13 protein-coding genes and 2 pseudogenes are annotated in these 14,123 nt (G+C 59.1%); 2 read left to right on the top strand and 13 right to left on the bottom strand.

What is annotated here, in order from left to right; translation table 11 throughout:
- Positions 1–92: 92 nt before the first annotated feature.
- From GGD50_RS24230 to GGD50_RS24175, 13 genes and pseudogenes are all read right to left on the bottom strand, one after another.
- Positions 93–593: pseudogene (locus GGD50_RS24230) on the bottom strand (ATP-binding protein); the annotation flags it as partial.
- A 14-nt stretch (positions 594–607) separates the two neighbouring features.
- Positions 608–1,498: a transposase gene (locus GGD50_RS24225; RefSeq protein ID WP_200863263.1), complete on the bottom strand. Its 891-nt coding sequence runs from the start codon at positions 1,496–1,498 to the stop codon at positions 608–610.
- Positions 1,499–1,583: 85 nt separating this feature from the next.
- The gene (locus tag GGD50_RS24220; RefSeq protein WP_240535426.1) at positions 1,584–2,333 is read right to left on the bottom strand and encodes a tyrosine-type recombinase/integrase; all 750 of its coding nucleotides are present in this window, start codon (positions 2,331–2,333) and stop codon (positions 1,584–1,586) included.
- Between the two features lie 2 nt (positions 2,334–2,335).
- Positions 2,336–2,587 carry a site-specific integrase gene (locus tag GGD50_RS32860; RefSeq protein ID WP_240535427.1) on the bottom strand — a complete coding sequence of 84 codons (252 nt, stop codon included), beginning with the start codon at positions 2,585–2,587 and terminating at the stop codon, positions 2,336–2,338.
- Entirely contained in the window at positions 2,584–3,573 is a 990-nt protein-coding gene (locus GGD50_RS24215) for a tyrosine-type recombinase/integrase (RefSeq protein WP_004118271.1), read from the bottom strand. Before GGD50_RS24215 ends, GGD50_RS32860 begins: the two co-directional genes overlap by 4 nt.
- Complete coding sequence (locus tag GGD50_RS24210; protein WP_004118273.1) at positions 3,570–4,832, bottom strand: tyrosine-type recombinase/integrase; 1,263 nt, start codon at positions 4,830–4,832, stop codon at positions 3,570–3,572. The genes GGD50_RS24215 and GGD50_RS24210 overlap by 4 nt, the downstream gene beginning before the upstream one ends.
- 18 nt (positions 4,833–4,850) lie before the next feature.
- A complete protein-coding gene (locus GGD50_RS24205; RefSeq protein ID WP_183932622.1) occupies positions 4,851–5,636 on the bottom strand; it encodes a transposase in 786 nt (261 codons plus the stop codon).
- 463 nt (positions 5,637–6,099) lie between these two features.
- Positions 6,100–6,441, bottom strand: a complete 342-nt coding sequence (locus GGD50_RS24200; protein ID WP_210305352.1) for a hypothetical protein — start codon at positions 6,439–6,441, stop codon at positions 6,100–6,102.
- A 404-nt stretch (positions 6,442–6,845) separates the two neighbouring features.
- Positions 6,846–7,085 (bottom strand): annotated as a pseudogene (locus GGD50_RS24195) (helix-turn-helix domain-containing protein); the annotation flags it as partial.
- A 125-nt stretch (positions 7,086–7,210) separates the two neighbouring features.
- Positions 7,211–8,848, bottom strand: a complete 1,638-nt coding sequence (locus GGD50_RS24190) for an MFS transporter (protein ID WP_004118281.1) — start codon at positions 8,846–8,848, stop codon at positions 7,211–7,213.
- Positions 8,849–9,228: 380 nt separating this feature from the next.
- Entirely contained in the window at positions 9,229–10,872 is a 1,644-nt protein-coding gene (locus tag GGD50_RS24185) for an MFS transporter (protein ID WP_004118282.1), read from the bottom strand.
- Positions 10,873–11,067: 195 nt separating this feature from the next.
- Entirely contained in the window at positions 11,068–11,484 is a 417-nt protein-coding gene (locus GGD50_RS24180) for a hypothetical protein (RefSeq protein WP_004118284.1), read from the bottom strand.
- On the bottom strand, positions 11,481–12,134 hold the full coding sequence (locus GGD50_RS24175; RefSeq protein ID WP_004118290.1) for a DUF433 domain-containing protein: 654 nt from the start codon (positions 12,132–12,134) through the stop codon (positions 11,481–11,483). The genes GGD50_RS24180 and GGD50_RS24175 overlap by 4 nt, the downstream gene beginning before the upstream one ends.
- A gap of 272 nt (positions 12,135–12,406) precedes the next feature.
- Here GGD50_RS24175 and GGD50_RS24170 point away from each other — a divergent pair, with 272 nt between their 5' ends.
- On the top strand, positions 12,407–12,754 hold the full coding sequence (locus tag GGD50_RS24170) for a helix-turn-helix domain-containing protein (protein ID WP_004118293.1): 348 nt from the start codon (positions 12,407–12,409) through the stop codon (positions 12,752–12,754).
- Positions 12,754–14,043, top strand: coding sequence for a type II toxin-antitoxin system HipA family toxin (locus GGD50_RS24165; protein ID WP_004118296.1), 1,290 nt, complete (start codon positions 12,754–12,756; stop codon positions 14,041–14,043). Before GGD50_RS24170 ends, GGD50_RS24165 begins: the two co-directional genes overlap by 1 nt.
- Positions 14,044–14,123: the final 80 nt, after the last annotated feature.

The following is a 14,123-nucleotide window of genomic DNA, read 5'->3' as shown; positions in this document are numbered from 1 at the left end:
ATGATTCAGTTATGTGGAGTGGTATCGTGGGAAAGTCGCGCGTTTGCGGGCTCTTGCGGTGTCAGCTCCACATCTCTGCGCAGTGCACGTTAGTCCAGGATGAGGAGATCGGCTTTGCCCAGGCTCTTGAGCATCTTTGCGTAGCGACCGTCGCCTCGTGCCAGGGCGAGCGCGGCAAAGAGCCGTGGCACGCGGTGATAGGCGACGGCAAGATCCTCCCGGCACGCCTTTTGACCGAGAGCGCAGGCCAGCCAACTTTTGCCGACGCCGGCAGGACCGATCAATAGCAGGGAGTGCCGCTGTCTGATCCAGTCGCAGGTGGAAAGCTTGAGGAAGAGGTTGCGATCGAGACCACGCGCTGCTCGGAAATCGGTATTCTCGATTTGGGCGTCATGGCGCAGCCTGGCGGCACGGGCTCTGGCTTCGAAGCGCTTCTGGCGACGCGAGGTCTGTTCCCGTTCGAGCAGGATCGCGAGCCATTCGCCGTGCTGGAGGCTTCTCGCTTCCGGTTGCATTTCCAGTTCCTGGAAGGCGGAAGCCATGCCGGAAAGGCCGAGTTGGCGCAGCGTATCTACAGTGGGATTGGTCAGCATTCTTGATTGTCTCGTTAATGAAAGTAGGCTTTGCCGCGAAGATTGGCATGCTCGCCGACGGCGGCAGGTTCGGCGGAATGTCGTGGTGCCTTGTAGGTGCTGATGAGCGCGGTGATGCTTTTGCAGGTCAGTCCGCCGATCTCGACGGCACGGGCGGACACCGCCTCGGCCTGCATCGTAGGAATTGCCCGATAGAGCTTCAGCACGCCGAGGCAGGTTCGAAAGCCTTGTTCCGGATGAGGACGGCTGGCCAGGATAGCGATGATCAGCCCCTCGGTCTGAGGCCCAATGGAAGCGCCCCAGCGCTGGAACCTTGCAGGCGACCATTCGGCATAGCGCCGGTGCGAGCTGGGCATATGGTCAGGATCGGTTCCGTAGCGTGATCCGCCGTAACGACGCTGGTGGACTGCGATCCTCTTGCCCTTGAAGAAGACCTCGATCGTGCGGCCCGTGGCCCTGATATCCACCTGCTGTCGGATCAGGGTATGGGGCACGGAGTAGAAATAGTGCTCGAACTCGACATGGTAGTCGGTCGAGACCCGCGCCAGCTTCCACTCGGCGTATTCGTAGTCCTCTGCCGGAAGAGCCGCGAGTGCCGGGCGTTCCATGGTCTTGAACATCTCCTGGCGGGTTTGGCCCAACCGCTTCATGACGTGCGTGTTGATCCGCTCGACGGCATCCCGGATGGCGGCGTTAGCTTCCTCCAGTGAAAAGAAGGTCTGATTGCGTAGCCGGCCGAGGATGCAGCTCTGGGCGAAACGTACGCCGGCCTCGACTTTTGGCTTGTCTTTCGGCCGCTTCGGTCGCGCCGGAAGCACGCCGACGCCGTAATGGGCAGCCATCCTGCCGAAGCTGTGGTTGATCTCCGGATCGTAGAAGCTCGCCTTGTTGACGCCGGACTTCAAATTATCCGGATTTTGTGTCCCGAACGGTTATGTGCCCCGCAGCCTGGTGATCCAAGCGCTCTCGCCGACACGGGGCACATAACGATCAGAGGTCGGCGAGCCATTCGAGAAGCTTTGGCTCGCTCTGCCAGACTGGCTTTCGGGGAGGTCCCACCGAAGAACTAGCAAGTCCCTGGCAAGCCTCAAGCGCCTCCTGCTTCATCCTGATGCTAATCTCGGCATATCGGTTGGTTGTATCGAGGCTGACGTGGCCAAGCCAGCCTCTTATGACGTTCACGTCGACGCCGGACTCGAGGAGATGAACGGCCGTCGTGTGTCTCCAAACATGTGGAGATATGGACCTCTGTCCATTGCCAATGCGAATATTCGAACCATGACGCCGGACAAGCTTATATAGGCCGAACCGCGTCAGCGGCTTCCCGACGTTGCTGAGGAATACCGGACTTTCTGTAGCGGCTGGGTGGCGTCGGTTACGCAGCATCTCGCCAAGCAGGCGGGCAGTCTCGGGCCATAGTGGACAGGTCCGCCACTTGTCGCCCTTGCCGTGCAGGTTCACCCGCGGTGAGGAGGTCAAAACCAACTGATCGACGATCAGTCCGGTGACTTCCGTTGCGCGGGCGCCCGTATTGTACAGGAACATGAGCAGCGCCTTGTCGCGGATGGCCAGCTTTCCGCTGCGCGGCAGTTTGTCGAAGAGCCGTTCGACCTCGTCGCGCTCGAGATAATAGGTGGCTGCTGGCTGCGCACGCTTCCTTGGGATGGCGGCGACGCGTTCGGCCTCCGGCAGCACTATAGGTTCCTGGCCCCCGGCATTGGCGAAGAAGGTGTGCAGCATTGCTAGCCGGTGGTTCCGTGCTCGGATGCCGTTGCCGCGCTCGGATTCAAGATGGGCGAGAAATGCCCGCACATTGTCGGCGCTGAGGTTCTCAGCCTGAGCTTGCTGATCGGGGTTCGGTTCTCCCGGGCCAAGAATAGGAGAAACAACCGGATCCCGTCGCGGTAGCTCCGGATCGAGGTGGACGCCAGACCCTTCTCGGCTTTGAGATGGTGTTCGAAGAACTGATAGACGAGGCTGCCGACGGTTCTCATGGCCGTCCTCCATACGAAAGCGGTGCTGCAAAGCGTTCGAAGCGCTGGCCGGCGGCTTCAAGGAGATCGGCTGTAACGGTGAGATAGACGGCGGTGGAAGCGGGGTCCACGTGGCCCATGAAGGTCGACAGCTTAACGAGCTTGTCGGTGGGATTATGTCCGTCGCGATACCACCGCAGAAGTCGCCCGACCGCAAAGCTGTGTCGCAGATCATGCACGTGAGCCGGCGTTCCTCCCGCTGGGATTGGTATGTCCAATTGATCGGCCAGCGAACGGAAAATGATACTGATCGTGCCGGGGTTCACCGCTCGACCCCGCAGGAAAGAAAACAGCGGCGTGTCGGGGGTAACCGAAACTACGTGCTGTGATCGCAGCGTCATGAACGCATAAAGGCGCTGTGCCAGCTGCGGCCCCATGGGAATGAGCCTTGACTTGGAAAACTTCGTCTCGCGAATGGTGAGCACGTCACGATCCCGATCGACATCCCGCCAGCGCAGGCGCGCAACCTCGCCGACGCGCAGACCAAGCCCGAACAACAGGCTGAAGATGATGGCATAGGCAGGCCCGCGAAGCGGGGCGTTGTTCTGATCCGGGAGCTCGGCGGCGCGATCGATGAGCTGTTGAGCGGTCCGCAGATCCAGGATGCAGGGCGGTCTCGGATTACCTCGGCGGCGCGGCTTCATCGTGACAGGAGAACGATCAATAAAGTCATGCTCGACCATCCACTCGAACAGCCGGCCGACGACGCCGATCAGATGGTTGAAGCTTCGAGGCCGCGAGCGCGGACGGCTCAGGAAGAATGCATCGAGGAGCGCCGGGGTGATCTCGGTCAGGTTCGTCACCGCTTGAGCGTTGAGGTAGCCGTCGAACATCCGCAGCACCTTGTCTTCGACGTCATAGCGCCGGTTGAGCGCGCGCTTGTGGCGAAGGAAAGCGACGATGTAGGGTGCGATCGGGCTTGAAGGCTCGGGAAGACGCGGGCTCATTGCAGATCCTCCCCATCACCCAGAGCTACTTCCCGCAAGCCATCGACCTGGACCTTCGCGTAAATCATGGTCGAGGAGGCAGCGCGATGCCCGACATAATCGCCGATGGTCTTGAGCGAAAACCCCGTGTCTACCAGGCGCTGGACGCAGGCATGACGGAGAGTGTGTGATCCTGGACGGCTAACCGGAATCCCCGCGCGATGAAGATACTTGCTGGCAGTGGCCGACACCGCAGAGTGTGTAAGTGGCGATTGTGGGGCCAAATGCCGCCAGAAAAGCAATCGGCTTTGAACGTCAGGCCGCCCGTTCCTGAGGTAATCCACGATCGCCTCACCAACGACGGGGGCCAGCGGATAGGTGGTGCTGTGCTCGGCCTTGCGCCCGTGCACATGCAGCCGATCGCGCTTCCAGTCGACATCGTCGAGCGTCAGCAGCGCTACTTCACGGGAGCGCAGCCCATAAACGGCCATCAGCAGCAGCATGGCGTAGTCGCGCCGGCCAACCACGGTGCGCCGGTCCACCTGATCGAGCATATCCTGGACCGAACTCCAACTAATCGATCGAGGGATATCGGCCAGCCGATAACGTTGAGGTATCTCGACCAGCTTGCTGATGTCGCGCTGAAGGACGTGTTCCCGATGCAGGTATCGCAGGAAGACCCGCAGGATGCTGGCAAGACTGATCATCACGGTGCGGCCGAAATGCGAGGCCTGTGTCGTGATGAAGGTCGTCACCACCGGTAATGTAAGCGACTTCGGATCGCATCCTATATCGCCGAGATGTCGCTCGAAGACGCGAAGGTAATGCCGGTAATGCGCGATGGAGCTTTGCCGCAACCCTCGCTCATCTCGGAGATAATCGAAGAACCCTGGAATCTGGATTGCAAATGGATCGGGCAGCGAAGGTCTGGTGCGGTCATCGCCTGCCTTCCATACGACCAGGCTGAAGAAATGCCGCATGATGCCAGTGACAAAGTTGCGGTCGCGTCGACGTGCATCAGCCGATCGACCGGAATGACGATTTGACAACCAATCAGCGATGAACGGCTCGAAGAGCCCTTCCGCTTGTTCTATACGTTCGACATTCTGGCCGGCAGTGAATGCCGCAAACTTCACCAGCACGGGAACGCGGCGATAGATGCTTCGAGGCGTATAGGCACGTTCGCACAAAGCCTTCACATACTGCTCGATCTGCGGCCCTAGCCAGCAATCCATAATCCGATCGATAGTTTGTGGTTTGACGAAAAAGTGTTCCAACATGACAACCTCCATTCTGAATTAAGGGGAATAGGAGGGTGCGCTCGTTGTTCGCCAGAGATGTGCCGCCACAGACAATCTGGTCGTTTGATCACAGAAACTTACGCCCGCCGGGGCGCATAACCGTTCGGGACACAAAACCCCGATTACGTGCCCGGGCACGTAATCGTAGACGATAAGGCGCGGCACGCCGCCGAAATAGGCGAACATGCGCACGTGCGAGCCGATCCAGTCCGGCAGGGTCTGAGTCCAGGTGGCTTCTGCAAAGGCATAACTCGATGCACCGAGCACGCCGACAAAGATCTCCGCCTCGCGGATCTCGCCGGTCTTGCGATCGACGATCGGCAGCTTCTTGCCGGAATAATCGACGAACACCTTGTCGCCAGCAATGTGGACCTGCCGCATCGTTGGCGTCAGACGCCGCTCAAAGCCGCGGAACAGGTCGCAGAACCGACTGAAGCCGTAGCCATCAGGATAGACGGCTCGATATTCCTCCCACAGGATCGTCAGGGTCACGCCGGGCTTCTTCAGCTCGACCGCAATGACACTCCAATCCGGCTCTGGTAGTCGCCGTACCCCTTGTTTGGTGCCTTGCCGGGCGAAAAGTTTACATTCCAGGACGTCGTCCGTCAGATCGGCAGGCAAAGGCCAGGATAGCCCTGCCGTCGCAGCTCGCCCGATCCCGTCCTGCACCGTGCTGCGGGCAATCCCGAGCAGATCGGCAATATCGCGAACGCTCACGCCATCTGATCGCAGTCGAAGTAAATGTCGTAGTTGTCTCATGGTCAGCCTTCGTCTCTTCGACATGCCATCTCCTCAAGTTCAAAAGGAAATGCATGCCAAGGTTGCTGACCCAGGGGCACTGCTTACGTTGAAAAACGTCCGGTATCAAATCGGAATCGCGTCCGGTTAATTCTCGGAATCGTGTCCGGTTTTTGATCGGAACGCCGTCCGGTAAATCATCGGAATCTACACTCAAAGGTTTTGCCCGGGCGCCCGCCTCGGCACCCGTCCCACCATCTTTCAAAACAATAACGGCGCTGCAAGTAGCAACGCCGCTCATAAAATGCTGATTCCCGAACAGGCCGCGCCCGCAGGCCGAAGGGCGTATATGATCCACGCCATTATCACGTTCTAATTCAGCGGTCGGAAGTGTGCCTCCGACGATTGAAACAGAGCACTTCATGGAAACTGTGCCCCTATCCCTAATCGGATAGGGGCTTTTTGCTTTTGGGTGCCCGCTTGGGCGTTGCTGTGCGAAACACCGTTGTCATGAAGTCCGAAGAAACAACGCATTACCAGGTCTGTCGATTGTACCGCGCGAACGAGCTTCACGCCCGGTGAACGGCTCAAACTCATCATCGCCGTCGAGATATTCCAGCTCGTGGTCAATATGGTCGATCGCCCAGCACAGCGCCTCGATCTCGCTTCTCAGGTGCTCCGCCAAGTCCTCGGTAATGATGGCGATATCGGCAGCAGGCAGGGAGGCCTTGCTGTTGATGATCTTGATCGCATCAGCCTCAAGGCCGGCAAGATGATGCTTCGCCCGCTCGATCTGGAACAGTAGCGTGCTGCGCTGATCCATCAGGTATTCTCTGGTTTCGTCCATCATTTCGGCACCCGGCACGGCTCAGCACAAAGGAAAGCCCTGAGGGGGAATCCGCAGGGCCAGAGAAGTGAGAGATATCGGATGGAAAGGAGCTCCGATAACTTTGGTCTAAAGGACGTCATGTCCTGACCACGATGGCAGAAGTTTGCCAGAATTCCGCCTCGCCGTAAAGTTCAGACTAATGGTTGGTCACCAAGCGGACGCTGAAAGCTTCGTGCGTCAATGAAGAAGCTGCGCCACCATCAGCACCAACGTGCTTAGGCCCGCGCACACTGTCAAAGCAGTCAAAATCGAAGTCGACATCATATCGCTCCTCAAATCAGATTTTGCGAGCTGACTACTGCAGCGGTGGGGGCGGTGTTCTCATGGGAGGGAAAAGATGAGAGCGACCCGACCTGTGGTCGCCGATGACGTCGCAGCTTTCTCAAGCGTCGCCGGCGTTTCTTGGCGATATCGTCGGCAACCGTCGAGACGTAGCCACTATATTCGGGAAGTTTGCGGTCATGGAGCGTATTGCGCCTGATCTCACGATTGATGGTCGATCGGTGACGGCCGAGCTTACGTGCTATCTCGTTGATCGGCACCTTGCGCTCGACTAAATGATGCAGGCGCCGCCGATCGGCGAGGGTCAATTGCGAATAGTGCATAACGACAAGCTGTGGCGTAATCAGGAATATGAAACTGGAGAGCGGTTTTCCGGTGACGCTCGAAGCTTTCCAAAGAAAAATAGCCACCAATATAGACCCCGTTGGGAAGATGTCTGCTGACATCCCTACTTCTGCGAAACGTATGGCACGGGCGCGGACTTGCGCGCAGCCGTCGGGCGCTCCACCAGAATGGTTGTTCGCGGGAGGTCGTACGCCACGCTCAACGCCTTGAGCTCGTCGTCCAGGCGCTTGTCCGCTTCGTTGAGGCGGTGATGAAGGCGATGGTAATCCGTCCAGGTCGGCGTCCGGAAGGTCTCGAGCCATCGCGAAGGCTGCTGAACGTCGCGCGTGAGTGTCCACTGGCGTGCACCGACGCGGCTTTGAACCAGCCGACGCCTGCGCATGATTTCAAGAAAAAGGTCAGCATTCTCGTCCGCCACAGCGTATTCTGTCGTGACCAGGATCGGGCCACTTCGCGGCTTCAGATCAAGTGCCGGCACAGGCGCATCGAAAGCGCCGGAGGCTTCGAGCTCCGACTCTAGGCGGTTGCTGATCGGGAGCTTGACCCCAAGTGCCGCAACAACCAAGGAGGACGCAGCAGAACATGCCAGGGACAGGGAGAGGGAATGATTTTCCGCGATAATTCCCCAGAGCCAACTGCCCCCGGCAATCCCCCCATAGGTGAAGGCGCTGTAGATGGAAATCGTGCGACCCACGACCCAACGTGGGCTTGCCAACTGCACATTGACGCCGAACCCCGACCATCCCGTCACCCAGCCTGCGCCCCCGAAGGCAAGGCAGACTGTTGCGATGATAAGGGAGGACGTCAGAGCAAGTGAGATGGCACATGCCGCACACGCGACGCATGCCAGAACGATCAGCAGCTCCTGCGTGACCGCGCGCCTGAGTGGCGGGTTCACGAGCCCCGCGACCAGCGCGCCGGCGCCAAAGCCCCCCATGAGAATACCGTAGTCGATCGGGCCGCCCTTCAAAAGGTCTCTCGCGACGAGCGGCAGGAGCGCCAGCATTGAGGTTCCGGTCAGCCCAAAGAGCGTCCCGCGGACAATGGTCGCCTTGATTTCGGAGGATATCGCGGTGAAGCGCAGGCCATCATAGATGGCCGTCATGAGCGCTTCCCGGGGGAGGGGCGACGCTTTCACGGTCCACTTGTTTCGCCACAGGGCGGTGAGGGGCGCGACGAAGCCGAAGGTGGTGAGCGCGAATGTGACGAGCGGCCCGAATACAGCAACGATGATGCCGCCGAGGGCGGGACCGACGCTACGGACCGTGTTGAAGCCGACATTAAGAAGTGTCACGGCCGACGGCAGATGGCGGCGCTCCAGCATATCGCCAAGCGAAGCGCGCCAAGCAGGATCGCTCAATGCGATACCGCAGCCGTCAAGGAAACTGAACGCCAGGATCATCCATGGATCGGTGATGCCGAAGGCCATGAGGATCGTCAGCATCGCCGAGGCCGCCATCATCAGGCTTCGACCGACGATCATGACCATGCGCCGACTGTAGTTGTCGGCAATCGCGCCAACGAAGATCGCAAGAAAAAAGGCTGGCAGCGTGGATGAGGCCTGAACGAGGGCAACCATGACATCGGACGTCGAAACCGTGGCCATGAGCCAGCTGAGCGCTACCGTCTGCATCAGCCAGCCCAGGCTGGAAAGCTGCGACGCGAAGAAAATCGAACGGAACGTCGAATTCTTCAGTGGCGCCAATAGCCCTATGGATGCTGTCTCTTCTTTTGAAGGCATGTCATTCAGTCTCTTTCGGGCGGGTCACTTCGGCCGTGCTTGACGGGCGTATTCGGCGATGAGGGAAAGGAGTCGTACTTCGGTCTGCCATCATTTGTCGCTTGCCCAGTCGACGCTTTGTCCAAGAGTTCGCGGGCCAGGCATCGGCGCGTGGCGGCAAGGCCGGAATCGAAAACCGAGGGAAAAGCGGCTGTCGTCGAGCAGGGATCGACGACAGCCGAGCGAACCAGGATGGCAGGGGTTGATGCCACTCCCAGGCCAGGAGCTGTGTTCGGCTTGCGGCTAGTCTCCACAGTCTGAACCGTGAGGTTTTGTTTCTGGCCGACGCCATTATGGGACCGTTGCCGCTGCTCGATAAATGGCCTCATCGCAAGATCACCTCATGGACGCGAAACGCGCGCGACCGGTTGGCTCCGGGTCCGTCGCGTGTCTGTTGTGCGCTCAATCACAAGATCAGTTTCCGGAGGCTTGTCACTCATATGCAAAGCGGCGAGAAGCTGTACGACTTCCTGATCCCACGGGGAGAGACGATGATGCAAACGCAGGAAATCCATCCAGGTCGGCGTGCGGAATGTTTCTGTCCAACGGGAAGGCTTTCGAAGATTTCGCTGGAGCGTCCAGTCACGTGCGCCTGCCCGGGCCAGGGCGTATCTTCGAGTGCGCATGTGATCGAGGAAGATGTCCAGGTCGCTGTCGTCTATGGCATATTCCGTCCTCGCTGCAATCGGGCCGCTTCGGGGCTTCAGATCAAGCGCCACCGTTGGCGCCGGATAAACCGAGCCCTGCTGGTCTGCCTCGGCCGCCAGATGCACCGGCAGGACGAACCCTGATGCGGCGACGAGTAACAGGGCCGCTGCGGCAAGTTCGAGAGAAGATGCAAGCGAATAGGTCTGGGCGACGGTGCCCCAGATCCAACTGCCGGCTGCCATGCCGCCGGAGAGGAATGCGTAATAGATGGAGAGCGTACGGCCGACGACCCAGCGCGGACTTGCCAATTGCACCCAGACGTCGAACCCGGTCCAGGTGATGACCCAGCCGGCGCCTCCGATGACAAGCGCAAGTGTCGCCAAAGGTACTGAGGAGGTGAGGGCAAGTGAGATGCAACAAAACGCGCAAGCGATGGAAGCGATCGCCATCAGCCATTCCTGAGGAATCAATCTCCTTAAGAGCCGGTTGTTCAGTCCGGCGATGCAAGCGCCTGTTCCGAAACCGGCAAACAGTATGCCGTAGATGATTGGTCCGCCGGCCAAACGATCGAGGGCGACAAGCGGCAGAAGAGCAAGTATGGCAATGGCGGCAAGGCCGAAAAGGGTGGCACGTATGATCGCCGCCCGGATGTCGGAAGAAAGCGCCGTGAACCGCATTCCGTCATGGATTGCTGTTGAAATTCGCTCTGCAGGCAGCGGAGACTTGCGGACGTGCCACTTGTTGCGCAACACCGCGCCGAGAGGCGCTAAGTTGCTGCAGGCGGCAAAGAGAAAGGCCGCCAACGGACCGAGGAACGCGAGAATGGCTCCGCCCAAAGCCGGTCCAACGCTGCGCGTCATGTTGTATCCGACCGACATAAGCGTCACCGCAGCCGGAATATCTCGCTTGTCGAGGATATCGCCCACCGAGGCATGCCAAGCGGGGTCATTCAGCGCAAAGCCGCAGCCTGCGACAAATCCCAGACCTAGAATCAGCCAGGGACTAACGAAGCCGAAGGCGGCAGCAATCGCCAGTACGATGGAAGCGAGCGCAATCAATGAGAGCCCGGTGATCATGACCGATCGACGGCTATAGGTGTCGGCGATTGCTCCGGCGGGAATGGAGAGTATGAATGCCGGAAGCGTCGTTGAAGCCTGCACAAGCGCGACCATCAGATCCGAAGCGGAGATCGTCGCCATGAGCCAACTGATCGTGACGGTTTGCACCAGCCATCCCAGGTTGGCGACTTGCGTGGAACTCCAGATCGAACGGAATGCTATACTGCGTAGCGGATCAAGGGTGGTTGGCCCGCGCGCGGTGACGTCTTCGATCTGCATTCTTGATGGCTCTGAGCTTCGCATTGACACCGTGACGCCACAGATTATCCGCAACTCGGATACGAATTTCGGCGTTATTGGAGTTCTTGGCGCAGGAACCCTGCGTTGAGCGGGAGTGTATCAGGCAGTCCGACCAGTTCTAGCACGTTGCTGGCTTATTATTGAGCTTGTATGCCGTTTTTCCTTCCTGAACGATTATCCCTTCGGAAGTGCGTACCGGAGCACGCGCAATTCGTCCTCATCGCCGAGGGAAATTTCCAACACACGATTGGCGAGATCGTCATCGTCGTCGAGTTCGGCCATAGCCTGTTCGAACAGCTCGATCTGCATATCGAGGTCCATACCGGGCGGGCGGTTTAGGTAGACAGCCCGGCATGGATGGCAACGTCTGCATATTGCCCCTTCGTCCCGGGCTTGTCTTTCGGCCCGCGGAAGTCGACCGAGTTCTTCGTGACGAACGTCCAGTCGCCCTAAAGAATGATCGGTGTGAGCTCCCAGTCTTTCAGGCCACCCAGTTTTCATCCAGACGACATGGCTCGTTTCGCCATAACCTTTTTCCAGCGCCATCTTAGCCAGTTGAGGACTGAGGCACTCATCAATCAGAAACTTCATCCCGCCTTCGTGCGACGGGGGACGCGACGATCTGTGAGGATGACCGAACCTTCGGGAAGCTCGCCCAGCACGCGGGGCCGCCCGCGCAAGGGATTAGCTTCCGCATAGATTGTCGCGAGCCTGATCTTCTCTCTGTCCAGGCCAGGCCAGGTTTCGAGAATGCGCTCCGTGGAATTGCCCGCGGATACGGACGCGGCAACATCATGGACAGGAACGCGGGTGCCTCGAATGACAGGCGTCCCACCAAGGATGTCGGCCGACGATGTGACGACCTCCCGTGCTGCGGCAAGGTCGTCCAGCCGCTCGCTCGCGCCCCTCATAAAGGGCATGAGATCGATCGTCAGAAACTCGTGGTGCACGGTCCAATCTTCAAGCAACAGGGCGGACCACGGGAGGGTGCGGGCTCTCGCAAGCCGGGCCTCCGCCGTCCGGATAGTAGACAGGCGTTCTTCCGAGGTAAGGCGGCGGGCGCTTTCGAAGTAAAACGTGATAAGCGAGCAGGCTCCGGCGAGGACATGACGACCGTTGTCGAGCGATATGAACGCTTCCGGCAAGATGTGCTCGTCGATAACGCGATTGACGTCGCGCAGGCTCACGCGCGAGACAACGGCAGCCTCGCTCGCCTTCAGCATCTCGGCAACTGCTGGCATGGTTGAGCCATCGGTATTAATTCTTCCGATGGGTCGGAATATATAACTTGTTGGGGGCGATATCAAGGCCTGGGACGGATCGGCGGTCGCCGGTTGGACTTGAGGCATTGGGTTGATGAGGACGAGCCAAGATCGAAATCGCCGCTGGGCAATCGTTATATTGGTGCGCTATTTCGCTCCTTATGACGTCCTCTAGCGGAATTCCGCATTTTGCTTTATCTTAGAGTCATACGAAATTCCGGACACCGGCCAGCAGGCGAGCGATATTCCGCATGAGCACTACGATTTTCAATACTCTTGGCGAGCAACTGCTGGCCGCCCGCAAACGACGCGGTCTCAGCCAGCCTGCACTTGCGACAAGGCTCGGCCGGGACCGGGCACGAATATCGGAACTCGAAAGGGACCTTGCAACCGATCGACGGGGTAGGGATCGACTGACGCTGTTTGCCGAAATCTGCGATGCCCTCGACCTTGTGCCGGTCCTGCTGCCGAAGTCCCGGATGGGGGAAGTGAGGCAGTTGATTGGCGATGCTAGAGAACACCAGAATAAAGGTACGGCGGCCAGCGCATTTGAGGAACTTTTCGTCGATCTCGATGAAGACGACAATGGGGAACCGTGATGGCGAAATCTTCGGCGATCCTTGGCGTCCATCTTCTGGATCAGAACATCGGGAAGGTGAGGGTAGGGACCCTGACGCGCGATAGTGACGGCGCGGTCGCGTTTGTCGTTGCGGAAACGTTCCTGCGGGATCCAAGGCGGCCAATTTTGAGCCTGGGCTGGTTCGATCCTGACGATGACGAGGGCACACGCAATCGTCTGGCGCGGCGTGGGGACAAAATTGGGCTTCACGGCACATTGCCACCATGGTTTTCAGGATTGCTTCCAGAGGGCGCCCTCAGGGACCTCGTGTTGAACGAGATGGGGCCGGGCGATCACGATGAGTTCGACGTCCTGACCCGCCTCGGCGGCGATCTCCCCGGCGCAATCCTCGTCGTCCCCGAAACAGCGGTTCCAGCGTCAGCCGGCCCGATCACCATTGAAAAGAAAGATGGTGTGGATGTCCCGCTGCCCGATGGCACGGTCAAATTCTCGCTCGCCGGTGTGCAGCTCAAGTTCACGGCCAACGTCGAGGGCGACAGATTGACGGTTCCCGGTCGCGGTAACACCGGCCGCTGCATCATCAAGGTGGCAAGCGAGCGATACCCAGGGCTGCCGGAAGCTGAACATGCGGCCATGCAGATGGCAAGGACGATCGGCGTGCGGACAGCAAACTGCCGGCTTGTCTCCAGCACCGCGATCAGCGGCATCCCTGCGGAACTGTTGGCTCATGGTGAGCGCGTTCTCGTCGTCGATCGCTTCGACCGTGCCGACGATGATCGTCGCATTCACATCGAAGACGCAGCCCAAATTCTAGGAGCGATCGGCGATCGAAAATATACGATGGCGACGACCGAGACCATCATCAACATGGTGCGCCGCTTCAGCACCGACCATCGCGATGACATATTGGAAGCCATCCGCAGGGTAGTTGCAGACGTGCTTTTAGGCAATGGCGACAACCATCTCAAGAACTGGTCTTTCCGTTTCCCGGCACCTGGCGAAATCCGGCTGTCGCCGGCCTACGATATTGTCCCGACCGTTCTTTACATGCCGTCCGACACTATGGCGCTGAGGTTCGTCAAAACCCACAGCTTCGAAAGCGTGAACCTGCATCGCTTTGAGAGGGTCGCAAGTTTTCTTCGCCTGGACGCGAAGCTGATCACACGCGAGGTCGTTGCGACAGTCAGGCGTGCGCTGGAGCATTGGCCGACATCGGCGCCTAAACTACTGGGGGAAAAGAAAGCAAAGCAGCTTCTTGATCGCCTTGGCACGCTGAGCCTGGTGGACGAAGTGCGGCGTCAATCGTAGTCTTTGGCTCACGTCGGTCCGGGCCTTGCACTCTCTCTAATTCACCCCTATGTTTGGGGGTGGATTAGAAAGGGCAATAG

Source organism: Martinezella paranaensis (assembly GCF_014200235.1).
Lineage (GTDB): Bacteria > Pseudomonadota > Alphaproteobacteria > Rhizobiales > Rhizobiaceae > Rhizobium > Rhizobium paranaense.
The sequence above is the reverse complement of the archived record's forward strand: the minus strand, read 5'-3'. Positions and strand labels throughout refer to the sequence as shown.

Excerpts from the sequence above, each read along its gene's own strand:
- GGD50_RS24220 (WP_240535426.1), bottom strand. The coding sequence starts at position 2,333 with ATGCTGCACACCTTCTTCGCCAATGCCGGGGGCCAGGAACCTATAGTG.
- GGD50_RS32860 (WP_240535427.1), bottom strand. The coding sequence starts at position 2,587 with ATGAGAACCGTCGGCAGCCTCGTCTATCAGTTCTTCGAACACCATCTC.
- GGD50_RS24215 (WP_004118271.1), bottom strand. The coding sequence starts at position 3,573 with ATGAGCCCGCGTCTTCCCGAGCCTTCAAGCCCGATCGCACCCTACATC.
- GGD50_RS24210 (WP_004118273.1), bottom strand. The coding sequence starts at position 4,832 with ATGTTGGAACACTTTTTCGTCAAACCACAAACTATCGATCGGATTATG.
- GGD50_RS24205 (WP_183932622.1), bottom strand. The coding sequence starts at position 5,636 with ATGTCGAAGAGACGAAGGCTGACCATGAGACAACTACGACATTTACTT.
- GGD50_RS24200 (WP_210305352.1), bottom strand. The coding sequence starts at position 6,441 with ATGATGGACGAAACCAGAGAATACCTGATGGATCAGCGCAGCACGCTA.
- GGD50_RS24190 (WP_004118281.1), bottom strand. The coding sequence starts at position 8,848 with ATGCCTTCAAAAGAAGAGACAGCATCCATAGGGCTATTGGCGCCACTG.
- GGD50_RS24185 (WP_004118282.1), bottom strand. The coding sequence starts at position 10,872 with ATGCAGATCGAAGACGTCACCGCGCGCGGGCCAACCACCCTTGATCCG.
- GGD50_RS24180 (WP_004118284.1), bottom strand. The coding sequence starts at position 11,484 with ATGAAGTTTCTGATTGATGAGTGCCTCAGTCCTCAACTGGCTAAGATG.
- GGD50_RS24175 (WP_004118290.1), bottom strand. The coding sequence starts at position 12,134 with ATGCCAGCAGTTGCCGAGATGCTGAAGGCGAGCGAGGCTGCCGTTGTC.
- GGD50_RS24170 (WP_004118293.1), top strand. The coding sequence starts at position 12,407 with ATGAGCACTACGATTTTCAATACTCTTGGCGAGCAACTGCTGGCCGCC.
- GGD50_RS24165 (WP_004118296.1), top strand. The coding sequence starts at position 12,754 with ATGGCGAAATCTTCGGCGATCCTTGGCGTCCATCTTCTGGATCAGAAC.